This is a genomic window from Chryseobacterium luteum (assembly GCF_000737785.1).
Classification (GTDB): Bacteria; Bacteroidota; Bacteroidia; order Flavobacteriales; family Weeksellaceae; genus Chryseobacterium; species Chryseobacterium luteum.
This window is the reverse complement of record NZ_JPRO01000010.1, coordinates 103,442-127,675: the sequence shown is the minus strand read 5'-3', so window position 1 is coordinate 127,675 and position 24,234 is coordinate 103,442. Positions and strand designations below refer to the sequence as shown.

At 34.4% G+C, this 24,234-nt stretch carries 18 protein-coding genes; 2 read left to right on the top strand and 16 right to left on the bottom strand.

Going from position 1 to position 24,234, the window contains the following annotated elements; genetic code table 11:
• Nucleotides 1-342: 342 nt before the first annotated feature.
• The 6 genes from IX38_RS12335 to IX38_RS23015 all read right to left on the bottom strand — a co-directional run bounded on the left by IX38_RS12335 (nt 343) and on the right by IX38_RS23015 (nt 8,769).
• Nucleotides 343-1,689, bottom strand: coding sequence for a hypothetical protein (locus tag IX38_RS12335; RefSeq protein ID WP_034705405.1), 1,347 nt, complete (start codon nt 1,687-1,689; stop codon nt 343-345).
• Between the two features lie 1,225 nt (nt 1,690-2,914).
• Entirely contained in the window at nt 2,915-3,361 is a 447-nt protein-coding gene (locus IX38_RS12330) for a nuclear transport factor 2 family protein (protein ID WP_034705402.1), read from the bottom strand.
• Between the two features lie 300 nt (nt 3,362-3,661).
• On the bottom strand, nt 3,662-4,039 hold the full coding sequence (locus tag IX38_RS12325; protein WP_034705400.1) for an MliC family protein: 378 nt from the start codon (nt 4,037-4,039) through the stop codon (nt 3,662-3,664).
• A 479-nt stretch (nt 4,040-4,518) separates the two neighbouring features.
• A complete protein-coding gene (locus IX38_RS12320) occupies nt 4,519-5,541 on the bottom strand; it encodes a hypothetical protein (protein ID WP_131368679.1) in 1,023 nt (340 codons plus the stop codon).
• Between the two features lie 937 nt (nt 5,542-6,478).
• Nucleotides 6,479-7,939, bottom strand: coding sequence for a tetratricopeptide repeat protein (locus IX38_RS12315; protein WP_034705395.1), 1,461 nt, complete (start codon nt 7,937-7,939; stop codon nt 6,479-6,481).
• Nucleotides 7,940-8,595: 656 nt separating this feature from the next.
• Nucleotides 8,596-8,769, bottom strand: a complete 174-nt coding sequence (locus tag IX38_RS23015) for a hypothetical protein (RefSeq protein WP_165570733.1) — start codon at nt 8,767-8,769, stop codon at nt 8,596-8,598.
• A 464-nt stretch (nt 8,770-9,233) separates the two neighbouring features.
• Here IX38_RS23015 and IX38_RS12310 point away from each other — a divergent pair, with 464 nt between their 5' ends.
• Both IX38_RS12310 and IX38_RS12305 read left to right on the top strand, forming a co-directional pair.
• Complete coding sequence (locus IX38_RS12310; RefSeq protein WP_051884701.1) at nt 9,234-10,730, top strand: tetratricopeptide repeat protein; 1,497 nt, start codon at nt 9,234-9,236, stop codon at nt 10,728-10,730.
• Between the two features lie 1,022 nt (nt 10,731-11,752).
• Entirely contained in the window at nt 11,753-13,147 is a 1,395-nt protein-coding gene (locus IX38_RS12305) for a hypothetical protein (protein ID WP_034705392.1), read from the top strand.
• Nucleotides 13,148-13,487: 340 nt separating this feature from the next.
• On the opposite strand, the gene IX38_RS12300 is transcribed toward IX38_RS12305, so the two are convergent.
• The 10 genes from IX38_RS12300 to IX38_RS12260 form a co-directional block, all read right to left on the bottom strand.
• Nucleotides 13,488-13,721, bottom strand: coding sequence for a hypothetical protein (locus IX38_RS12300; protein WP_034705390.1), 234 nt, complete (start codon nt 13,719-13,721; stop codon nt 13,488-13,490).
• A 153-nt stretch (nt 13,722-13,874) separates the two neighbouring features.
• Complete coding sequence (locus IX38_RS12295; protein ID WP_131368678.1) at nt 13,875-14,849, bottom strand: hypothetical protein; 975 nt, start codon at nt 14,847-14,849, stop codon at nt 13,875-13,877.
• 223 nt (nt 14,850-15,072) lie between these two features.
• Nucleotides 15,073-15,393, bottom strand: a complete 321-nt coding sequence (locus IX38_RS21980; protein WP_051884698.1) for a hypothetical protein — start codon at nt 15,391-15,393, stop codon at nt 15,073-15,075.
• Between the two features lie 100 nt (nt 15,394-15,493).
• Nucleotides 15,494-15,874 (bottom strand): hypothetical protein, encoded by a 381-nt coding sequence (locus IX38_RS21975; RefSeq protein ID WP_051884696.1) that lies wholly within the window; start codon nt 15,872-15,874, stop codon nt 15,494-15,496.
• A gap of 569 nt (nt 15,875-16,443) precedes the next feature.
• Nucleotides 16,444-17,523, bottom strand: coding sequence for an alpha/beta hydrolase family protein (locus tag IX38_RS12285; protein ID WP_034705385.1), 1,080 nt, complete (start codon nt 17,521-17,523; stop codon nt 16,444-16,446).
• Entirely contained in the window at nt 17,520-17,906 is a 387-nt protein-coding gene (locus IX38_RS12280) for a hypothetical protein (RefSeq protein ID WP_034705382.1), read from the bottom strand. Before IX38_RS12280 ends, IX38_RS12285 begins: the two co-directional genes overlap by 4 nt.
• Before the next feature lie 99 nt (nt 17,907-18,005).
• Nucleotides 18,006-18,785 carry a LytR/AlgR family response regulator transcription factor gene (locus IX38_RS12275; RefSeq protein ID WP_034705378.1) on the bottom strand — a complete coding sequence of 260 codons (780 nt, stop codon included), beginning with the start codon at nt 18,783-18,785 and terminating at the stop codon, nt 18,006-18,008.
• Nucleotides 18,782-19,801 carry a sensor histidine kinase gene (locus IX38_RS12270; protein ID WP_034705376.1) on the bottom strand — a complete coding sequence of 340 codons (1,020 nt, stop codon included), beginning with the start codon at nt 19,799-19,801 and terminating at the stop codon, nt 18,782-18,784. Before IX38_RS12270 ends, IX38_RS12275 begins: the two co-directional genes overlap by 4 nt.
• A gap of 270 nt (nt 19,802-20,071) precedes the next feature.
• Nucleotides 20,072-20,638, bottom strand: coding sequence for a Crp/Fnr family transcriptional regulator (locus IX38_RS12265; RefSeq protein ID WP_034705374.1), 567 nt, complete (start codon nt 20,636-20,638; stop codon nt 20,072-20,074).
• A gap of 199 nt (nt 20,639-20,837) precedes the next feature.
• Nucleotides 20,838-24,008, bottom strand: coding sequence for a bifunctional cytochrome P450/NADPH--P450 reductase (locus IX38_RS12260; protein WP_034705372.1), 3,171 nt, complete (start codon nt 24,006-24,008; stop codon nt 20,838-20,840).
• Nucleotides 24,009-24,234 lie beyond the last annotated feature (226 nt).

Genomic DNA, 24,234 nt, shown 5'->3' with positions numbered 1-24,234 from the left:
TTATTAAGTCATTCATAACTTTTCAAAATTTTCTCTGTATTATAAGTAACAGATACTTTTGGTTTTATAATTATACTTATAGATATATGAGAAAGATTTTTTAGTTGAAGATGACCCGGGAATCAAGGAAGTCCTTGAGATGATCCTTTCTCATATGAAGTCAATTGTATTTTTGTTATAATTTTATTTGTGAAAAGCATAGAATTTCGTCATTAATTTGAGTAGACTTTCAAAATGATCATATCGAAGTATATTCTTGAAAGTAATAATGTTACAGTTAAGGAAATGGAAGGAATGTGATCTTCTATGCCCATCAAATGCTAAGATTAAATTTTGAAGCTATTATTGAAGAGGTGTGTAAGTAATTAAGATGGTTGAATTGGAACCTGTCTCATAGGTTGGACTGTTTGTTCTTTTGCAACGCGTATATATTGATATATTTTGATTGGCATTGAGAATAAAGGTCTTACTCAGTCCGGTAGTTCCTCCACCCTCAATCCACCGGTCTCCAATTCTCTGCACATTATTACCTGCGCTTGATGTAACAAGTACGGAGCATCCTCGGGCTCCTTCATTCGTAATTTGGGGTACTAAGCTGAATTGGGCCCAAACTTCTACTGTGTAAAGTCCATCTTTTACTGCTATAAATGTATTTTTATTCGTTGATGTGGCTATGAAATTACCATCCCTTTTAATTGTGTTTTCAAAATTCAGATCATAAGTGCTCCCGTTTGAAGGATGGCCGGATGTTCCGGTAGTCACAGCATACAAACCCAGAGCCGGCAAATTCACATCCACCTTCTTTAGTGTCCCGTTACTTGATATGGCCAGATAATCGTCAGTAGAACTCAGATTACCTGAAGGCACATTTCTAAATCTGGCATTACCATCTACATCTAATTTTTCGGATGGTGTCTGCGTGCCAATTCCCATATTACCGTTGTCAAGTACTGTGACCCGCCTGCTAGATCCAGTGCCGGAAAGGGCCATTATCGGTTCGGACGCCACGTTGTTCTCAACTGCAAGCGCAGTACCTGTCCAATTGGATCCTATTGTTACTTTTTGTGAGAATTTACCATTTCCGGTAACATCCAGTTTCTCTGATGGATTTGTGTTACCAATACCTATCCTGTTATTGGATGCATCGATACTCAAAGTATTGCTGTCAAAATTGATAGCATCGGTTCCAGTCCCTGTAATTGCCAGTTTATTTGTTGCCGAAACATTGGAAATTGTTGTAGCTTCTGTGAGTGCACCTCCTAACCTGATCTGGTTTCCATACATAGTAATTCCATTGGCGGCCGTGTAAACTGTCCCACCTGTACCATTCATTACTTTTTGCCACCTGTTCGCTGCGGCATCAAAATAATAATAGCCGATACTTGTCATATACTCTCTCTGTCCAGTGTTTGTTCCTCCGGAAATATTGGTGACATAGATAAGGGCGCCATTTTGATTGCTGCCATAATTTGCCGTATTGTTAGTGAGTTCTTCCCTGCTTATACGGGGAGCCTGAAGACCAAATGTCTGGTCGTTGCTTGTTAGCTCTCCTGATGGATTTCTCTTGGCGTTAATGTCGAAAATTGTATTAGGGGTTGGTGTGTTGATTCCCACCTGTCCATAAGTTATTCCCGCCAATGTAGAGGCCGAGAGTATTAATATTTTTTTTAAATCAAAGTGTGTTTTCATATGCTTAAAATTTTTATAAAAAGCTGACTATAGTCTGGGTCGTGATTTTATACTATGAACTATATTATTTAATTTTTACAATGTTAGTTTTAAAAGCTTGTCTAATTTTAATAAAAAATGAACTTTAGTCTGTTTATATGGAAATGGTCTAATCTAATTAAGTATACGCATCATTAAAAAAAACAAGCTTTAAAACTGGGTTATATAAATAGATTTGTGTTTCCTGATAATTGAGCGAATATTTTTATGTTCTATCCTGCTTAGTCGCTGCCGGATATTTTATGCTATTCTTTAAATATTCTGCAAAGAAAATAGCTTTTAAGTGGAATAAATAATTAATTGCTACTGCAATGGTACTGCACTTTAAATTTTAATACACAAATAAGAATAAAAGGATACTTCAAATATTCTTCATAATAAATGTAACATTGTATTTAATTGGTAAACAGTTTGTTATAATAGCAGACTTTTGATTTTATTTCACTTCATTATTTCCTGATTATCCGCAAGAACATCCTGGATCAGATAACTATTATTTGATTTGTGCCGATGAGTAGAGTACTTCTTTTTATTATATTGGGACTGAAAGATCATAATGCATTAAAGTTTCTCAGATTAAAGCATTATTCTGAGAAATGAACGGGAAAGGTCACAGTAATAGTAGGGGAGAGATATGAATTTAGAGAAATGATTTAAAAATTAATGCATTAGAAGCTTATCTAAATTATTTTAAATTATAATCATTGCAAGTTCAAAATTGACTAACATTCTTTTTGCATCGAGCAACACTCCGTTGCGCAATAACTGTTGAGGTAAAATCCCGATCCTCATACAAACTCTTTTAAAATTTCTTCGAACATAGCAACGGCTTTAGAGTGAGTATTTTCAGGGAATTTTAGCATTGGTCACTTGAGAAAATAGTAAAGAATGGAAACTCGTCGACTATCGATGAATTTATAAAGATCTGGTCTAAAAAGGTAGCGGATAAGTTAATGACATCAACATCACCATCAAATTCCCATTTATGAACCTGTCCGGGACTCATAAAATAAATACAACCAGGTTCAATACAATAACTTTTAAATCTGTCTGCGTTAAATAAATCATTTGATAACTTATTCGTTACCAAATTACAGATATCAAAAGTAGGGTATATTGTCTAAAAAGACTTTATGACCAATTTTATAAATTGGTTATTGTATCATTATTATTCAAAAAGTACAGATTATTTCTCATTTATTTCAGTTGACTGCCTTCCTGCAAGCTGCCATCTTTTTCCTTTTTTGATCCATATATTCGTAAATCTTCGAGGTAACCAATCATTGAGATTCGTAACGTTTGGAGACGGTTGTTGCAACTCTTTACCCATCACAATGGCAACGTTGCCATCGATTGTAATTTTTTCAATCATCCTTTCCACTTTAGGAAACTTGTGACCTGATTTCATTAAACTGATAATATCATCAGGTGTAACAATTTTACCATTTGGATTATTTACAACATATTTTTTTGACCAGATCGATAAAAGAGATTGGGTGTCTCCCTTATCCAGGTATGCAGTCCACAGTTTTTCTAATCTTCTAATTTCCAAATCATCTTTTGATTGGCCAAATGAAAATGAAGTGATAGTAAAAATTAACGTGAGTATAAAAATATTTTTTAAATTTTTCATTTTAAATCTTTTTCTTATCAATGATGATACAATTTTTAAGTTTATTAATTGGCTTTAAAGCGTTAAAAAAAAAGCATCAAAAATTTGATGCCTTTATTTTAAATTGGATTTTAGAATTTAATACTATTTATCATCGATCAAATATACGTTTTCCATATTATTTGATTATCAAAATACCATTTTTAATATTGATCAATCATAAATCCTAACCCTATTTCATTAACGTTATTTTTTGATTGCTGTACCATTTTAAACACTTTATATAAACTAATTATTAAAATAGTAAGTTAGCGTAGTCTATTAGTTTCCGTCAAAAATCTTTTTTCCGTTTTTATATAGTTCAACATGGCTTCCTTCTCCACGCAGTTCATAAAGCTCATTTGAGTACCAGATGCCAGATCCGGTTTTTTGTGATTTCATTTCAATTTTATTACCTTCATACATCACCGTTACGATATCTTTTGAATTATTAAAAGTCATGTCAATTACTTTTCCCTGCTTATCTTTAGCTTTACTTTTTACAATTTCATCAGTAGTAATTTCATTATTCTTCAATGCATCTACAGTATCAGTAACTTTTTGATCAGGCTCTGATTTATTCGAAACCTCTTTAGTGCATGAGAAAGTTGTTATTGTAATAATACTCAAACTCGTAATAATAATTATCTTTTTAATCATAATTTATTTATTTTAATTTATGTTTTAATTTATTTTTTGCCAGGTCAAGATGTTATAATTTCAGATTCTTGCAGTTACAAATATAAAACTAAGAATTGCTCCCTGTTTTGATATCCTATTTTTTGACTGTCGTTATGGATATGATCTGTGCAAATATTTATGCGATTAACTAAGAAGAATCATCCTTACTTTTTTAGTTAATACTGTTTTTTATAGCAATTTTAATTTTTAGGTTAGAAAATAAGGGATGAAAACCTCCCCTAAATGGTTCATCATTTGTTTTTTTGTTTTTAGAATATAATCGGTTAATGCCAAGTAGTTATAAAAAAATCAATTTATGCAACTCTGTTGGGAACAGATGAAACTAGCAAAATATATTTCTCATCAAATTCTTAAAGCTAAAATCAAGAGTTTGCAAAAAAAGATAGTGATTTTAAATTGAGAGTTGATGGTGTATTCGATGAGTGTAAATAATTCCATTAAGGAACGGGAGTAACAGAGGCAGATCCATTTGAGGAGCTTTGCATATTTATCGTGACATCAGCATTATTAACTACTTGGTTATTTCTTATCACCATTGTATAAATGGTCCAATCGCCATTAACTAACGCTCCTCCAGAATCTCCTACGGAACTGGTAGTTGGAAAATCTGCACTAATTCTCCAGGTTCCGTTTTCCTTGAACGCAAAAACATTTTGGGGTGTAAACCTGCTTGTTGAGGTATTGGTATTATTAACCCCCAGCAATTTGCTAAAATAGGAACCAACGATAATCAAGGTATAATTTGCTGCGTTTATCTTGGTATCAAAATTATTGACCCAGTCACCGGATACATTGTTTAAATTGTACTTTTGATAATAAAAAGCTTTCTCAGATTGCAACCCTTTATAGAATTCTCCCGTAACATTATCAACCGTAAGATAAGCTGAATTAGATGATGATGGCTGATTACTTATACCATTTACCTTGATAGAGGAAATATTGGTACTGGTATTGTTAATTTGTAATTTTGCTGATGGAGAAGTGGTGCCTATGCCTATATTTCCATTATCCAAAGCAACAAAATTAGTCTCTGCTGCCCTTGAGGTCACACCATCAGATTGAGATCCTAATTTGACCATTGAATTTGAAGGGTCATTTATCCATGCATCATCTGAAGAGTCATAAACTCCCTTGCCTGAAATTACCTTTTCCCAAACTACGCTATTAAAATAATAATAACCTGCCGAAGTTATATTGGAGGTCTTTCCTGTACTGTCAGGAGAGGAAATTCCAGATGTAGCATAAATAAGAGTTCCATTCTGGTCTGTACCGTACTGACCGTTTTTTAGTTTTATCTGATCTCCTGTAAGTCTTGGTAAGATAAGTCCTTGTGCTCTGTTTGAACCAGCATTTGCAGTAATATCCATAGTTGCCTTTGGATCGGAATTATTTATCCCCACTTGTGAATACATAATTCCATTTAAAAATACTGTTAAGAGCAAGTAAATGTGTTTTTTCATTATTTAGTTAATATGTTAAAGTTTTATCAGTAAGCAATTTAAATTCTTAAAATCCGTCAGGACCTTTACTATCTTTATTCGTTAGAATGCTAACAAGTCGATACAAACTCTTTTAAATATTAGGGACAAAGCAAATACATTTCATTTGCAATAAAGAAAAACACAGTACGACAATGGTACTTCAATACACATTTTCAATATAATTAGTGTACCCCATTAGTACTTCATTGCAAGGAGTGGGGGTGTATGTTTATGTAAATCAGTTATTTATGCGTCATTGTGTATTGTAAGGTAAAATTATTTTGTAATTTGCATATAGTAGAAAACATTAAAATCTGAATGATAATTTCATGAAAAATGTTTAATATTAATGATATGTGAGTTTATAATAAAAATCATTTTGTTTCATCATTCTTCATTTTCTTTTATAAAACAGATATTAAAACAAAAATATTGGCGTTTTGCTGGTTTGAAAATTATTGTCCCTGCAGATCAGTTATAAATATTTGAACTCTATGTATTTGAGTTTGTAAAGAATATTGAAATTAAGTATGAAACTGTAACTTCAGCAATAGAAAGAATAAAAAAAAATTTTTTAAATTGATTGCAGATTAAGTAAATCGTGAGCAGAATGAATGAAATCTACTACTTTAGTGGTCGTTCAGTGCTTTCTATATAAATTATAAGCAGAATGTAAATTGAATACCTGTAATATAACCTGCAAATATTAGAAATTTAATAAAGTGTTCCGAAAGACTGAACACATGAATGTACCGTAGTTCATTGCAGATAATCATTCACACAGAAATAATAAAAATTCAATTTTTCAATGCCTAATTGGTTCACTTAAAGCTAAAAGGCAATTAGGATTGATAAAATAGTTTACAAAGTTATAATTACTTATAATGATCTAGTTTTGTAATTTTCTTTTATATTTTTATAATAATTCCATCATCCATTTATTAAGATCTACATCAGAGGCAATATTTAATTGCTTTCGAAGTCTGGTTTTTTTTGTTTGCACACCTTTAATAGTCATATGATGATAATGTGCAATCTCTTTTGTGGAGAAATTTAGGTATAGTAGACAGCAGAAGCGGATCTGACCGATATTGAGGGTTGGATATTGAGAGGTGAGCTGAGTGTAAAAGGGAAGATATACTTCTTTGAATCTGGTAATAAAAGCTGGGTCGTCTTTTTTCGCAAGTTCTAAGACCTCAGCAAAAGCATCATTTACTTTGTTGTTCAGCTCCAAAAGTTTTTGTCTTTTGTTTTTAATAATTTCCTGATTATGCTTATTCTTTTTACTTTCTTTTATGTATATAAAAATTAGACCTGTCAAAACCACAACAAAAATTATAATAATTGAAATATAGCCTGTTGTTTTTTTTCTTGCTTTTTTTTCAAACTCATTTTGTTCTTTTTCCGCTTTATCAATTAATTTTATGAGAAGTTTCTTCTTGAAAAAACTGTCTTTATCGGCATCCTTTTTTTGATGATAAATAAACAATTTTTCATTTTCCTTGACCTTTTCTGGAATTCCTAACTTTTTGTAAATATTCATAAAGAGCTCATAGTTACCACTGATAAGGTAAAAACCGTTGACATTAGAGTCAAGTAAAATATTTAGAGATTTGTTATTATAATTTAGGGCATCATCTAATTTACCACTGTCATATGCTAAAGCTGCAAGATTTAAATAAATTAAACCTTTCGCAGCAGGACCGACACTGCATGCTAGAGATTTATGGTAGTAATATTCTGCCGAATCCGGTTTATTTAGATTTTCATACGTGGTGGCAATATTCACATAGTTGTAATCATAATTAAAAGGTTTTCCAGCCTTTTCAAGTTCTTTCATTGCTTGAAGATTCAATTCTAATAATTTCTTGTTCGTAGCTCCAAAGTAATATAAGCAGATAGTCTTATATACCATACACTTTCCTCGGACAAAATGCTGTCTGTCTTTTATTTTGATATCATCACAGGCTTCTAACGCAAGATTTACATATTTTAAGGCTTCATCATATAGCTCAGCTGATTTGTATATTTTAGATTTAATCAACAAGGAGTAAGCAAGTGCATAGCTGTCATTTTCTTGTCTTGCCAGACTCTCTGTAAGGAAACCATATTCAATCAACTTTGGTTTGTTGTCATTCATATAAGCCGCCATTCCTAAATAAAGGTTTCCATACAAAATTCCTCTATCATAACCTATTGATTCAGAAGATTTTAAAATTATATCCGAATTTTTTAAGACATCATTTATTTTATTTGAATGTAACTGTTCATCGGTAGAGGCTATCAGGTTGTCGATCTGATTCCTAGAATACTTATTTTCTACAAACGAAGTTGAGAATATAAATATCAATAAAATAAAAAGTTTTAGTTTGAACATATGGTAGATAGTAAGAATATAAAAACTATTAAAATTTCTCCGTAAGAAAATAGTAAAGCTTTGTAAAGTTTTGAAGATGATAACTGTTGATCTTTTGTATCTATACTTTTCAAGTGACTTACCACCAATTTAAATGTGCAACACATATAAATTAGCAGAATAAAAAACGTGAAAACAAAAAGCTATTTTAATGACTTGGTTTTGGTCTGCCAGTTTTTATATAATTTAGTAATTTGTGTAGATGAAATTCTTACGATTATTTTGGAGCAGGCTTTCCGACCAGTATCACTTGATAGTGATATGCTTTCTTTGGTTAATATTTTACCTTGAATATATTAATAAAAATAATAATATTACTATTAAATCGCTTAATAAAATGAATTATATATAATTGAGGAGATATTTGTATTTATTAAGTGAATATACAAAAATATATTAAATAATCGTAAATATGAGAAAAAATTACATTTTATTTGTATATATTGTTAATAATGTTGTTTAAATTAAAAATTATAATAATCTTTTATTATTGGATATTATTTAAATTAAACTTTGATCTGTTAAAGTTAAATAATTGTTGATATGGTGTGCCTGATTTTTTAGCAATATTTAATTTTAGCATATTTCAGACGGCAGAGGGCGTAGGTGGAAAAGAGTCATTTATTAACTTTATACAGAAACTTATTTTTAGGCAGACCAATTTCATGTTCCTGCGGGTAGGGCTTTATTTGTGTCATGCAGATGTCTTCCTGCGGGGTTCTAACCTTTTTCAATAATTTTTCTTTGTCCATTGAATATCCTGGATCCGGGATAAAAGGCATCTTTTCCATTTGTAATAACCACTGGAATCAACTTCTAAACTAAGGCACATTTTTCAATCGGAAAGAGGTATTCATGATTTTTAATGGAAACATATTTCATCGGTCGTTCTTGGAAAAAATGCCGATTGGTTTTTTTAATATATCGTGCTCCAGCTCTACATCCTTTAGTTTATTCTTCAATTCGTGGATTTTTTCCTGCTCCGGAGTTAGTTTAAGATTTCCATTTCCGGGAAAGCTTCCTTCCCCAAATTCTTCGTACTCTTTGCGCTATTTATAAAGCAATGTGAGTTTTATACCTGGTTCTCGGGCTAATTCTGAAACATTAGTCTTCTCGTGGCTTAATTGAACGGCTTTTGTCTTAAAAGCGGGATTATAAATTTTTCGCTCTCGTTTCACATCTTAAAATTAAGGTTTAACTTTGGCTGGACGCTAAATTAGTATATCCAATATCCAAAATTTATTTTTCAATATATATGAAAATACTAAGAATATTTGATTTAAATGAAAAATGCACAATAAAAATATTAGGTATATTTTTCCTTTTCTCCTTTTTTTTCACTTATGCACAAATAGATAATCATATTGAAAATAGGCTTAAATTATCTGCCAGGCAGTTTGCTGAGCTTAAATATGTAGCTTCATTAAATACAGCTGATCAGGCATTGCAATTATCCAAAAAAAAATCTTACTCAAGAGGAATTGCGGTGGCAAATATATATATTGCCAAAGTACTTCAAGAGACAGGAATCTCCAAAAATGCATTAGAATATCTTGAAAATGCAGAAAAGGAGCCTTTTTTTTCAGAATCTATAAATGCACAGGTAGAAACCTATCGCTTGCGGGGTCAAATCTATGGTAGACTTCAAATGAATGATTTGGCATTGAGAGAGTTTTATAAACAGCTTAAATTTTCAGATGAGATAAAAGATACTTTACAGCAAAAAAGATCTATGTCTTGGGCTCATCAAAATATGGCTGTAATTTTTTCGCAGATGAATCGACATGATTCTGCTTGGCAACATCTTATGATTCAAAAACAAATTTTGAAAAGTTTTCCTCAAAATAATTCAAACAATGTTTTTTACGATTTAGCTACCAGTTATGTATCGATAGGAAATGAATATCTGTTGCGTAAAAATAGTATTACAGCTCGGAAATATATTGATAGTGCCATGAGTGTACTTTCGGAAAATCATAGTCCTTATCTTTATCAGACTTTGGAAGCTTATGGAGATTTGGAGGATGCTGCCGGAAATACAAAAGGGGCAGTTGAATATTACCGTAAAGCGCTTCAAAATGCAATACATCTTCAAGATAAGGATGCTGAAAAATTTGAAAATAAAGTATTAGCAGATTATTTTAGCAAAAATAATTTAGATGATAAAGAAGAGAGTCTTTTTCTCAAAAGGTATCAGAAACTCAATGATTCCTTAAACTTGGAAAATGATGGGGTAGCGGAACTTATTGTACATAGCTTTATAAAAAAGAAGGATGCGGAATTAAAAAGTGAAAAGGCAATTTACATGAAAGGCATTGGTTTGTTTCTAATTCTAATTACAGGTATTATTCTTTTGTTATTTTGGAGAAATCGAAAAAAAAGCATAAAAATGCTTCAGATTGAAGATGAGCTGAGTGAAAAAGAGAACCTTGTACAAAATTTAATCCAGAAAAGAAACACTAATAAATTCAATGAACTGATTCAGCTTGGTAAACGTAATGACTCTCAATTTATCATTCTATTCAAAGAACTTTATCCTGATATTATTTCTAAACTGCAGACCATTGATTCCACTATAAAAACTTCAGAGTTAGTATTCTTTGCAATGATTTATCTGAACTTTAACACGAAAGATATTTCAGAATATACTCACGTTACAATACGAGCTGTTCAAATACGCAAAAACAGAATCCGTAAAAAATACAATATAGACTCTGATGTAGATTTATCAAGATGGATACAAAACTTGTAAAATTTAACTAATATGATCATTAAACTGCAGCCAAAAGTTTAGACAAATTAAGCACTATTATTATAGTAAAGACTTCAGTAATGTACCAGGCTCTTCACTTTTAAATTAAGTTGTAATTGATATATTCATTTATTTCTTCCCGAATCTCGTCTTTACCTTATTTTATTTATTGATCCTGTTTTAAGAAAAGGAGAATTTATTTTTGTAACATTCTGTTATTCAGATTTAAAAAAAATGTGATAGCTGTGTGATAGGTGTTTTTTTGGTGTTTTTTTGATATTGATGCAAATTTGCAATGCTTGTTAAAAAGCAAAAACACAAATGACAATTTTTTTACACAGATATCTTATCACTAGGGTACCCTAAAAAAAATCTAGCAGTAAATTTCTTTTGAGTAAATAATAGCAGGTTGTTGATAGTTTTTTATTTGTGTCATTTTAAAAAGTATGAGAATATAAATTTGGCATAAACCTTAACTAAAACAATATTTAAATAAATACATATGATCAAACAATTTTTTATTATGAGCAGTTTAATTTTTATTGCATTAACAAATTTTTCGTGCACAAAAAATACAAAAGAGGTTTCTAAAACAGTAGGTGTCAATCAAGAAATTACTGACACGATAAATACAGTAAACGATAATAAATCAATAATAAAGAGTAGGGATTGATAGGTACGGCAACATAATGGAAATAGCCTTCAAAGATATAGTCATAATAATCGAAGTAACAAAAAGTCGCGTCCGGTATGTGGTATTCGAATGATCATTATGAACTCCGTGGAAAAGGAAGTCATTTAGAACTATCTAAAGATAGAACAAAAATATTTGAAGGAGATTTTAAAAAAAATAGGAAGAGGTTGAAATATTTGTTATAAGACTAGCTTAAAAAAAACTTAATTATAAAAACTATTTTCTCTCCTATTTTATTCGTATTACCAATATGATAATATTCGTAACATCATATTTTTACATCTAATTTTTAATTATTCGTTTAAATCTAAAATCTCAAGATATTAAAATGAAAAACATTTATTCTCTAGCCATTCTGATAGGTACAAGTCTAGGCTTATGCGCTCAGGTAGGTATCAATACGCCTAATCCGCAGGCAACATTAGACATTGTAGGTAACGGGGCATCTACTACCACAAAAGACGGAGTTACACTGCCAAGACTTACCAGACAACAATTGGCTTCCAAAGCTGCAGGTACTTATGTTGCTGCACAAACGGGCACAATGGTTTATATTTCAGATGCTACCACACCCACAGGTACTACTCCGAGTTTAGCACAAACTGCCGAAATTACAAACATCGGATACCATTTTTTCAACGGAACCGTTTGGAAAAGTGTTGCAGGAAACTCTGTAAATATTTATAATGCGGACGGCTCACTTACAGGACCTAGAGTGGTAACTCAGGGAGTCAATACATTAGCTTTCAACGGAACTGCCGTGAATGCTTTTTCTGTTGACGGAAATACATTTTCCGTAGATGCAGCCAATAACAGAGTGGGAATCGGCAACACGGCTCCTCTTGCAGATCTGCATATTGGAGATGGCACTACCGGTGCAACACCTACTGTAAGGCTTACAAGTAACTTGAATGATTTTGCAGGTGGAGGCGCTTTACAGTTCTTAGAAAATAACCAGGGCTATGGTACCATTATCCGTCATCATAGTGCTGATAATGCAGGAGGTACTCAGAGAGAAGGTTTGTATTTTAATAATCTAATAGCTAATGTAGAGAGCACAACTCCAACAATGATGCTTGACCAAGCTTCTCAGAGAGTAGGTATTGGGGTAGCTCTTCCTACGAATAAACTTCATATAGATGCTACAAATCCTATTCGTGCACAAGGTATTCAGGCAGGTGACCCAAATACAGACCGACTAATGGTTGTGGATGGAAATGGAGTGTTGAAGTCTATCAATACTTTGAGTGCTTTGAGTCTACCAACCCCAGCAATCTTTAGATTAAATACCGGTTTAACGAATTTTTTAAACGGAGTAGCAGCGGGTAATAAACAAACTGTACCTATGAGTGTAGTAAAAAATACAATTGATGGACTGAGTTATAATACTTCAACCAGTACAATGACTATTCCTCCCGGAAATTACCAAATGGTTTTCGTTTATGAAGCGACTCATAATAATACAGGATGTACCCTTAGTTCATACATAGTTGATTTTCCCACAGGCTCAAGTGCAGTTCAAAGGATTCATAGCACAGCATCCCATATGGAAGGAGGTACCTCTAATCATGGAGGATCAATAACCTTTACCACACAAATAACAGCAACAAGAGATTGGCAAATCCAATTAGGAAGAGGTCAGTCAGGTAACTGTTCGGGTACAGGAATGAACTTGACAGGACTGTCAACGCACCTTCTTGTCTTTAGAATTGGAGATTTATAATGATCAGATATTTAAAAAATTAAAAGCAGATAAAAAATCCCCTTTACCATTTCAAAATTGTAGGTAAAAAAAGTCTAATAACACAAATGAAATATTAATGTAAAGCACTTACTGTGGTAGGTGCTTTATGATATACTAATTATCTAATTTATAGAGTTATATTTATTAGGTTCCTGGCGGTAAGAAAAATCTGATCAACTTAATGCCCACAAGTTCGTCGCCAATTTTGAATTGTAGTACAACCCATTTATATTTTTTGCCATAAACATATTAGATAAAAAACAAGGGAAGTTTACCTAAAGGGAAAGTCTTCAAATATATATTGTAGTAAAAAAACAATTTACTGATTTTCAACCAAATGAATAACATTTTCCCTTATATTCATAATGCACAATGGGTTTTGCAATAATTCATCTTTAAGTTTTGTCAGATTGAAATATTCTCTTCCATCTTGCAATCGTATTTCACTTATTTTAAAATGGTCGCTTAGCCAATACCAATAAAGATGTATGATTACTATACTTATCAATCCTATGATTTTAGCAAGACCTCTTAAATTGTCTTCTCTTTGCATTATATAAATGTTAGAAAAGTGAATCTAGTGGGGCAGTTTAAAGATGAAAACGATATGACATTTAGATAGAATGAAAGGCTTCCGTTGGCGTTGAAAATTACCGGCAGATTTTGTTATTGCTCGTAAAAGCTTTAAATAAGGATTGTTTTTTGATTAGTTACAGTAATAGTTAGTATTCCTTTCATAAGTGTTATTATGGGGGGTAACGAGAAATACAGAACCACCAAATGGAGTTGGTACATAGCGTCGGGTAATATTCTTATAGGTACCCCTCTGCACAGTTGGAAATCCGTCACTATCATATTCGTACGAATATTTAATGTTTGTGGTATCATGTGTTGTATAACGATGTGCTATAATTTCTATATTCTTCAGCATCTTCTTTTCAGAAGGGGTCTCTTTGGCAAAGTACAATTGGTAGTCAGCACGGTTGGGAAGATACTGCAACGATTGCTGATTTGAAAGTTTTGATATAAAAAGCAATCCTAAAGGGCCTTCGAAGTAAGTCTTTATTTTGCTTTCCCTGTCCAGGAAATAAGTGTAGGTGTAGTCTGCATTATAATACTCTTGTGAATCAAGGTCATAAAGGTTCTGAATTGATTTTTTGATTAGATTACCATCTGCATATTGATAAATAGTTGTCACATCTACCGAATTACCTTCTTTATGTGTAGCTATGCTCATCAATACATTGCCATCATACTGTGAAGTAGTTGATGCAACTAATGCACCCTGGCCATTGAATTCTGATTGTTTTATTAATTTTCCGCCGGAATTATATTCCAATCCGTAGGATGATTCCAGGTGATTAGCTACAAATTTTGATACCTTATTAACATTTCCCTGCGCATTATAATCTATTTTAAAAACTGTAGTTACGGGCTGTTCTGTAGGAGCAGCTTGGTTATATTCTTTGGTCGTTATTTCTATTGGCTTGTCTTGCATATTATAGATGATTGTACTGGTGTCATCACCGAAAGATATCTTGTTAGGCCTGTTTTTGCATGCTAATGTATTTATATCTGCTGGGATTTCATCAGACTTGTCATCACTACAAGAAGAGAATAGAAGTATGATAAGCCCAATACTAAAAAAGATTTTAAAATGAAGCTGATCATTATTTTTCATTTGATTTGAGGAGTTTGATGCTATATTTTTTAATGTTATTTTCATAATTAGTTAAGTATATATTTATTTTTATAAATCCTTAAATAGGCATTGGACCAAACTATCAGGGCTATCTCTAACAGGATATAGCATAATAATTAGTTTAATTTAGAGTTAAATTAACGATAATATTATGTATTACATTGTATGCGTCCTAATTATATTTCATCAATTTTTCTCGGAATTATGATAAGGAGCGATGATTTATTACATTTTTGGCATATGAATCTTTTGTTTTATTGAGGAAGTCCAACAGCTTATGCAGCTTTTCAGAAGTGTCTCTGGTGTATTTTTTGTGGGCTTTTATATTTTTCGAGTTGTTTTTAGTTTTATATTTTGTTTGTTTTTGATGGTTCCACAAGTCATTAAAAGCATTAGCCGAAAATTCTTTGCCTAAGCGCGATCCGTTCCAAACTGTTTTAGAATTGTGATCAATAAAAGTGATTCCGTAAATACGTCCTGTCCCATTACGACGAACAACGGTACTGATCCCCTGCTTCTGCAATTGTTTACTGAAAATGATTTCGTCCTTGGCTGTATGGATGGAAAGCTCAATGGCATTTTTAATTATAGCGTTTGCAGGGTCTTCTTTGAGGTCTAAATAGCTAAGCCTTCAAAGGATTACTGCTTTTATCTCCTTTTTTATTTAAAGCGAAGTAAACCAGTCCATGTTTTTGTACTCCATCAATCTCGCCTTTTACCACTTCGGTGGTGATATTAAAAAGAGATATCAGGGCATTGTATTCGCCTATACTTTGAAACTTATAGTAGTTTGGAAGATGCCGTATTACTGAAGCGATCTGGCTTTTTACATCAGCTTTGATATAATCTACAGCCCTGAATATCATTTCATTTTGTTGATGCTCCTTTACTGTTGTCGGCAGCAGTCCATATTTTTTCTCTAATTCCCGGGTGATATTAACAGAACGTCTTTCATTAAAGGTGTCAGATGTTTTTCGGCCCTGGTCACCTACATATACTGACACTATACGAATATGGCTACGGTCAATAATAATACTTCCTTAAAATCAAAGATAATATCATCAGGATCTTCGATTGTTTTAAGGTCCCTGTATGAGGTTTCCGATTGGCTCTGCCCAACCATTTCATTTGGTTTCTATGGCTATTCAAAGGCTTGCATATCTACCATGGCTAAAGATCTCTGAAGATCAAATAAGCTCTTCTTTCTGCTCGTTTGGTAGGTTTCCCAAGTTCCTTGCGAAGTCATAGTAACTCTTATAAGAATCGGAAGGAATTTGTTTTCGCATAGTAAGCTCACCTTCTTTGTGATGCGTTTTCCAAATGATTATACTCTTAAAGATAAAGAGTATAAGAATTTTGTCCTAACAAAGGAAACAACTACAAAAAGTCTTTTATAATTAGATTGGTACATTAAAATATATTGTTGCCTTTCTTTTCTTAGAACTGAATAATCAACTATATATTTTAAATTAATGAGACCTATTTTTTGAATTAAAAAAAGGCTCTCCCATTTTTATGGTGAAAGCCTTTTTAGATTCCTTTTTGCTGTCAATTAGTAAGATGTTGTTATATATTAATTGCAGTAGCTTCCTCTTGGATTAGTACTGCTTCCGCATGGAAACTGATATTTACCTTGCAGATATTTCGGGGTAGGATTGTCTGTGACTTCAAGTGGAGTCATAGATTGTCCGTTGTAAGAAGGCATGGTAATTTGTGCAGTGGAGCCATTACCTAAAGCTACATTTTTAGCATTGGTATTTCCATTGAAACTGTAATCCATCATAGCATCTAAAAGACGGTAGACTCCATAATAATCTAATGCATCAAAGGCACTGCGGGAGCTTGGCATAGCATGATCCGTTATATAGTTGTATCCGTTAATGGTGGATGATTTAAAATAGATAAAATCTTTTTCAGAGTTGGCTATATTGATGTTTTTAAAGATATCAATTGCCATCCGATGATCATTTACATCATCTTCGTCATACACCTGTGTTATCATTTTGGTATTGGACGGAAAACTATGCAATTGCTGTTGGGTGGTTAATGGACTGTTCCAATTAAAAGAATACCACGGTGCCATAGTAAAAAGAAAACGGCCATTCTGTCCCCATCCTTTTTCTGTAAATGCCTTGTACGCAAGATCGATGCTTGCTCCACCGCCAAAAGAATGTCCCATAAATCCTACTTTTTGAGTATCAATAATGTTGGGATAATCTGCAGCAGCCTTTATGAATCCTTCCCATAAGGTTTGGTAGCGGTGATCAACACTGATATCGATCGTACGGTAGGGTACAAATACCACTGCATAGCCTTTCTTTGCAATAAAATTATACAGCTCAATATTGTAATCTTTATCCTCACCGCCAAATGGGTGTGAGAAGAATATAGTAGGCTTGGGAGAAGTGATCCCTTTCGGATAGAAAATTGAAACCTGCGTTCCTGCATATTGAGGATTATTAAAAGTAACTTCTTCTACTTCATAATTACCATCTGCACCATATCCTGACGTAGGTTTTTGTATAGGTCCCTGAAGAATGTTACGTTGTATTGCCTGTAAAGCCATTTCATCATTATCGTTACTACTGCTCTGAGAGCATGCTGAAGAGGTAATGAATATGATCATTATCCATGGATGTAATAATTTTTTCATTTTCTTTTTTCTTTAAAATGTTGAACCATCTGATCTTTAAGTTCCTGATATTTTTTATATTGTCCTGCGTCCAGAATTTGACTGAGCGCATTAGATTTTTCTGTCTGTAAAGCTTTAAGTTTTTTGAATTTAGCCCGTTTGCCTTCAGTACTTTGAATAACAGGGTCATTCTTTTGAGCATATTGAAGGTTAAGAGTATAGACCTGCTGGACTTGCGTAGTATTTAAGGCTAACTTAGTTTTCATCCACTCGGTCTGCATCTTTGCACGCTGTTCCGGAGTGCTATCCTTTAATTTTTTTGTCTGTGCCGATAAGCTTGTAAATGCCATACATAGAAAAGCTGTTACAAGAAGAAGCAATTGTTTTTTTGGTTTTAAAAGCATTTTGGAAAATTTTAGTTTTTAATGAAACAAATGTAGCAATACCTATTGCCTCTGTTAAGATAAAAAAGGGTGAACCTGCTAAATTCCGGGGTGAAATGATTATTGATCAAGCCATTTTCTAAATTGCATTGCTTTTGCTTTACTGACAAGCACTTGTTCCTGAGGTAATGGATGTATTTTGACAAGCAGTCTTCCATTAAAAAAATATTCAACGGTATCTATAGCATTTTTGTTGATAATGAACTGGCGGTTAGCCCTGAAAAACAGGGTAGGATCCAGTTCATATTCCAGTTGTTCCAATGTAAATTCTGTTACGTATTGCCTGCCATCTCCCGTATGTAAATATACAATCTCGTTAGCGGTATAAAACCAATTGATTTTAGCCGCTTCTACGGGGATAAGCCTGCCACAATAATGGATCAGGAATGATTTTTTATACTGCTTCGTTGCAGACTGGAGCTGTTGCAGAAGGGCTGCTGTTTTGGTTTGTTCCCTCTTAAAATCAGCAGCAATAAGGGTGTTATATTTAAGCATTGTCCGCTGTATTTCTTCCCTGTCAAAAGGTTTTAAAACATAATCAATACCATTGTTCCGAAAGGCTTCAATGGCATAATCATTATATGCCGTAACAAAAATGACGGGCTTTTTGATGTTTATTTGCCTGAATATTTCAAATGACAATCCATCCGAAAGCCGTATATCTGAAAATATCAGATCATAATCATTACCATTAATCGTCAGCCATTGTACTGATTCTGTTATACTTTGTAATGTTACAATAATCTTAATATCCGGATTAATTTCTTGCAGGATATATTCCAGATTTCTTGCTGTCGCCGCTTCGTCCTCAATGATTATGATATGTAGATTTTGTGTCATAACAACGGAAGTTTTACCATGAAATATTCTTTGGTCTGATGTATTTCTATCTCATGATGGGCTTGTAACTTGTATCTTTCATTCAGATTGGCGAGTCCAAGTCCGGTTCCTTCTGTTTCACTGATGGTAAGCTGAAGATTGTTTCGGATAATGAGCCATTCATTTTCTTCATAAATATCTACCATTAACGGATCTGAAATTGTAGCTCTATTATGTTTAACGGCATTTTCTACCAAGGGTTGCAGTGACAAATGAAGAATCTGTTTGCCTAAAATTCTTTCGTTGGCTTTAATCTGAATCTGAAAGGTATTTTCGAGCCGCATTTTCACCAACTGGATATAAGATTCCAGATGCTGAAGTTCTTTTTCCAGGGAGACCAGCTCGTTGCCTGAGTGTACCAATGTATATCTGAAAACTTTGGACAGGTGCAAAATATACGTTTGCGCAAGACGTGGATCTTCCCTTACGATTGCAGAAAGGCTACTCAGCGTATTGAAAAGGAAATGTGGATTTAACTGTTCCTGAAGTAATTGCAGCTGGGCCTGAAGGTATGCGGTATGCAGCTGTTCGTTGATCAGGTCTTTATTTCTGCTTTCACGCATCAGAAGAATAAGACGGATAACTACGGCAATCATTATACTGCTGAGTAAAAAGCGTGCAAAATATCCTCTTATCCTGTTTCCCGGAAGTTGGACGGCTCCAAATAGTAAAGAATGGATAAGGCTTCCCAGCATAATGACTGTCACCACAATCAAGGTGTTGAATACATATAGTTTAAACCACTGTCTGTTTTCTCTGAATACATTAAAAAGCTTACCTCGTGAGAGATTAACATACAGCAGTACCAGACAGAAAATCATATTGTAGATAAACTGAAAACCATATTCCCAGATATTGAACTGCCAGTAACGCGCAATGATTCCATCGGTATTAAGGGCCATCAGTTTTGCTGAATTGACCACAAGAGTAATCAATAAGGCACTGTATAGATATATTTTTCTCTCATTCTTGATCATTGATACAAAGAAAGGAAAATATTAAATCCGATAATGTACTAAAGAGCTGAAACTGGAAAATTAAAGGGTGAAAAAATTTAATATCTAATCAATCTAAATGTAGTATAAGGAGTATGTATATCAATCCTGTTTCGAAAATGGCTACAATTTCAAGGCCGTGTTATATCTTTTATTTTGCAGGCTTGCTGAAACTATGCTGCTGTCTTAGGACCATTATCTAAAGATTTATCATATCATTTTGCAGCATTTTTTGGTCTTTGCAGTTGTAAACTATTTTCCGTTTTCTGCCCTGATGACACTAAGTGTCTGCTGGGTAATCCCGAGATAGGAGGCAATATGCCCCAGAGGGACACGCAAGAGGATGCCGGGATAGTTTTGAAGCAGAATATTATACCGTTCCTGCGCAGTTTGAAATTTAATTGAATGGAGCTGATCTGAAAGCTGCTTGATAGCGGACACGGCCAGAAAACGTGATAAGCGCTGAAGTTGGGGGTCTGTGTCCACATATTGTTCGATCACCGCATAATCAACCGTCCTAATAACACTGTTTTCAAGCAGTACCAAGTTGTAAGGATAATATTGGTTTAGAAAAACATTTTCTATAGGCGTATAAATTGAGCACTCCTGAAGAAAATGATGGGTAATATCTTTACCGTCTTTCAGATAATATAACCGCATCAAACCATTTTCAACAAAAAAAAATTTCTTTGAATTAGTTCCTTCCACGAGCAGCTCATGGCCTTTCGGCAAATCCTCTTTTTCGAAAAGATGATCCAGTAAGGTAATCAGATCGCCGGGTAGCCCAACGTTTTTTTTAAGATAGTCAATCAGTTTCATCTGTTTTTTTATTTACTATATGAAAATACGGTGATTGAAAAATATAAACCCTGCGTCTGATCCTGCAGGGTTGATATTCACAATGTACCGAAGCAATAATCTGTTCCGCTAAGGTAATATATTTCATAGTATCTCCTCAACTTATAGTTCAGTGCACTCAGGTTTTAAAGAAATAAATCGTTCAGGCTGTGCATTCTGTTTACTCAAAAATGTCAGTTACAAAGCGGTTGTTTTTCTCAACATTTTCTTCCCAATGTTTTAATGAAGTTTCGAAATCTGAGTCGATTATCTCCTGATAAATTTTGATCAGTGTCTCTCGGACTGCCGGAGCCATATACTTGCCATCGCCACAGAGATAAATAGTTGCCCCGTTTTGAAATAACCGTTTTACCTCTTCCTTGTGTTTCCAGACACTGTGCTGTACATATGGCGTATCGATGTCAGGTATTGTCGAAAAAGAAGGAAGGACACGGACTACATTTTCTCTTTCCCAGTTTCGCAATTGGTCCTTATAAAGGAAATCTACATTTTCTGCACGGCATCCGAAAAAGAGCAGCATTTCTCCTACTGGTTCCCCGTTTGCTTTTTGAATGGCCCGCTCCTGGATAAACCCTCTGAAAGGCGCTATGCCACTACCTGCACCAATCATAACTAAAGGCTGGGAAATATCCTCAGGAAGATGAAAGGCTTCTGGCGATGGCTTTACTTTCACAGTAATTCCCGATCCAACGGGTAGGTCAGCCAAATAACCGGATGCTGTACCTTTATAATTTCCCAAACCGGAAAAGGCCGGCGCATTTGTTACTGCTACCGTTAGCGTACAATGGTTTTTATTCCATAAAGGAGATGAAGAAATAGAATAACGGCGAGGCTTCATTGCAGGCAGCATTTCTAAGAATACCTCGAACTGCACTTCGCAGGCAGGATTGAGCTGCAAAAGATCCGTAAGGCTAAGTCTTTTGTTTAATACCTCACTTTTATAGGATTCATCGCTGGCATATTGGGCTAATCTTATTCTCTCCGGCGGGCATAGTGTATATGCGGTTAACTTATCAATCTGCTTTTGGGTTGCTACTTGGTTCAGTTCAACATATTGGCTGATCAGATCGCCCGCTTTGACGGGATAACCATTAGGGAGTGGTGTGTTTATATTGTCCGTCTTGACAATAACCTGTGTATCATAATCTAAATGAAATCTTTTCAATAAGGCTGTAACCTTATCTTCCGGATTTAGCGGCAATACAGACAGATAATCACCACTTCGATAGGTCATACCGTCTGGTAATGCTATCTCCAGATGTCGCTTTGAACGTGCATTTGGTACTTGCATTTCAACCAGTTCTTCATTAACGATCACAATGCCACGTTTCATGTCGGGTTCATTTAAAATAGTTGACCTTACATCATTTACGACCTCTATTACATAGCTGCCTGCCTCTTTTATTGTATTTACCTGTAAAGAAAAATGATTGGCAAGATCCGGCCAAAGCGATTCGTACCATCTGTCAAAATCTCCAAACAGATCATGCTTTGCATCCGCTTCGCCACGGGATATGAGCCGTTTTGCCCCCAACTCATGTAAGCGATCGTCTATGAAAGTAGGTATTGCCTGATATGTCTTATTCCAATCGGTATTCCCACACCCAAATACAGCATACTGAACGCCTTGTAAACTATTTTCCTGCTTGGATTTCAGCCAGCTGACAAATTTTTTGGCATTATCAGGTGGCAGCCCTTCGTAAGATGCGGTTATAATAATCACTGCTCCGGTTGTTGGAAGATTTTCCGTAAAGCTGTCCAGAGTAGCCATTTTGGTATCGTAGCCTTGTGCGTTTCCGTCTTTTGTGATCCGGTAGGCAAAATCCTGACACGTTCCGCTATTGGAACCAAATAAAACCAATAATGGAGTGTGATGCGCCGGAAGTTTTGATTCAACTTCAGGTTCTGCTATAATATGCTTGGAATCATTACGGGTAGCAGCAGGATCAATATCTTTTCCTTTACGTCTTACAGCTTTGATAAAAAAGCCATCGGGTTTCAGTGTTAGAGACTCCTTTATCTTTAGCTGGTAGCTGGGATCGGTTTCATGTAAGTCAAACCGCTGAAGGATCATTGCCAGTACAAGGGTAGCTTCCTGCATCGCAAACGGACGGCCAATGCAGGCGCGTTGACCATTCCCAAAAGGTTTATAACTTCCGGGTGACATCTTGTTGGTGTTTTCAGTATCAAACCTTTCAGGTTCAAAAGCTTCTACATCGCCTTTCCAGGATTTACTGCTTCGGTGCAGAGAAGGCAAAAGGACCAGAATTGCGTCTTCTTTTTTAATTTCATACTTGCCTCCGATTATGGTGTCTTCGTAAGGATAAAGCCCGAATAGGGGAGCGGTCGGCCATAACCGGAGACTCTCTTTTAGAACCTGGTCTATATATTTGAGCTGGCTAAGATGCTCAAAACGAGGTGTGTTATTTCCCAATACTTTATCTACTTCTGCCTGCGCTTTTTTTAGCTTATCAGGATTTTTCAACAAAAGATGAATGGCAAACGATAGCATACCGCTGGTTGTCTCATGTCCTGCAATAAGGAAAGTCAACATTTGATACTTGATGTTGCGGTCATCGAGGCCTTCTCCTGATAAAGGATCTTTACCTCGCAGCATCAAAGACAGAAGGTCATCAGGCCATTGCTCCGAGGGTAATTTCCTGCGGTTGGCAATAATATCAGTTGCTACGGTATTCATCAGGTTGATTTCCTGTTCATAATTCCTCCTTGTAATAAGCATAAGCCTGTTGATGATGGGCAGACGTCTGACGTAATGACTTGCTTCCTGTAGTGCATGGATCATAGCACCTACAAAAGGATGCATCTCTTCGTTGTAAAAACTATTGAAACGGAAATCAAATGCACAAAGCGCTATGGTATCCAGAGTAAGCCTGGTCATATTATCCGGCACATCCAATGATGTTTCCGGTCCTAATCTTTCCCATTTAACCAGCAATTGCTCCGCTATATCCAGCATTTGCGGAAACATGGTTTTAATGGCACCCGGACCGAATGCCGGAACGAGAATCCGGTGTGCTTTCCCCCAGTTGCTTTCTTCGGTATAAGCTGTAAACAGTCCATCACCTCCAAAATCTCTTATTTTTTCAAGGGGCTTATGGACTTTTTTGTCAAACCGTGATTCGTCACAGACTTCCGCTACTAGGTCCGGATCAGAAATTACTACTGCTGTCTGATCTCCAACCTGAAATTTAAATATGCTGCCATAGGTATCAGCTAACCGCATTAAGCTTTGCACAGGTGCATCCGCGTCTAACGCCAGAACATTTTTTATAATAGGGTATACTTTGGGTTGAGGTATTTGCTCGATCATTGTTTTCTTTTTATCTTACATAAAGATGAGAACATAAAAAGAATTATTTTTTAAGATATCTTAAAAAATAATAGAGCTATTGGGTTAATCTGCTCAAAATTGTTTCTTAAAATAAATAAGAATAGAGATAAGGGGTATATAAATTTGTCTCAAAAATAGATGCAAGTTCATTCTAACATTGATAAAGAAATTCACTCACATTATGCACAGCTAAAGGAAAAAAATT

Excerpts from the sequence above, each read along its gene's own strand:
- IX38_RS12335 (WP_034705405.1), bottom strand. The coding sequence starts at position 1,689 with ATGAAAACACACTTTGATTTAAAAAAAATATTAATACTCTCGGCCTCT.
- IX38_RS12330 (WP_034705402.1), bottom strand. The coding sequence starts at position 3,361 with ATGAAAAATTTAAAAAATATTTTTATACTCACGTTAATTTTTACTATC.
- IX38_RS12325 (WP_034705400.1), bottom strand. The coding sequence starts at position 4,039 with ATGATTAAAAAGATAATTATTATTACGAGTTTGAGTATTATTACAATA.
- IX38_RS12320 (WP_131368679.1), bottom strand. The coding sequence starts at position 5,541 with ATGAAAAAACACATTTACTTGCTCTTAACAGTATTTTTAAATGGAATT.
- IX38_RS12315 (WP_034705395.1), bottom strand. The coding sequence starts at position 7,939 with ATGTTCAAACTAAAACTTTTTATTTTATTGATATTTATATTCTCAACT.
- IX38_RS23015 (WP_165570733.1), bottom strand. The coding sequence starts at position 8,769 with ATGGAAAAGATGCCTTTTATCCCGGATCCAGGATATTCAATGGACAAA.
- IX38_RS12310 (WP_051884701.1), top strand. The coding sequence starts at position 9,234 with ATGAAAATACTAAGAATATTTGATTTAAATGAAAAATGCACAATAAAA.
- IX38_RS12305 (WP_034705392.1), top strand. The coding sequence starts at position 11,753 with ATGAAAAACATTTATTCTCTAGCCATTCTGATAGGTACAAGTCTAGGC.
- IX38_RS12300 (WP_034705390.1), bottom strand. The coding sequence starts at position 13,721 with ATGCAAAGAGAAGACAATTTAAGAGGTCTTGCTAAAATCATAGGATTG.
- IX38_RS12295 (WP_131368678.1), bottom strand. The coding sequence starts at position 14,849 with ATGAAAAATAATGATCAGCTTCATTTTAAAATCTTTTTTAGTATTGGG.
- IX38_RS12285 (WP_034705385.1), bottom strand. The coding sequence starts at position 17,523 with ATGAAAAAATTATTACATCCATGGATAATGATCATATTCATTACCTCT.
- IX38_RS12280 (WP_034705382.1), bottom strand. The coding sequence starts at position 17,906 with ATGCTTTTAAAACCAAAAAAACAATTGCTTCTTCTTGTAACAGCTTTT.
- IX38_RS12275 (WP_034705378.1), bottom strand. The coding sequence starts at position 18,785 with ATGACACAAAATCTACATATCATAATCATTGAGGACGAAGCGGCGACA.
- IX38_RS12270 (WP_034705376.1), bottom strand. The coding sequence starts at position 19,801 with ATGATCAAGAATGAGAGAAAAATATATCTATACAGTGCCTTATTGATT.
- IX38_RS12265 (WP_034705374.1), bottom strand. The coding sequence starts at position 20,638 with ATGAAACTGATTGACTATCTTAAAAAAAACGTTGGGCTACCCGGCGAT.
- IX38_RS12260 (WP_034705372.1), bottom strand. The coding sequence starts at position 24,008 with ATGATCGAGCAAATACCTCAACCCAAAGTATACCCTATTATAAAAAAT.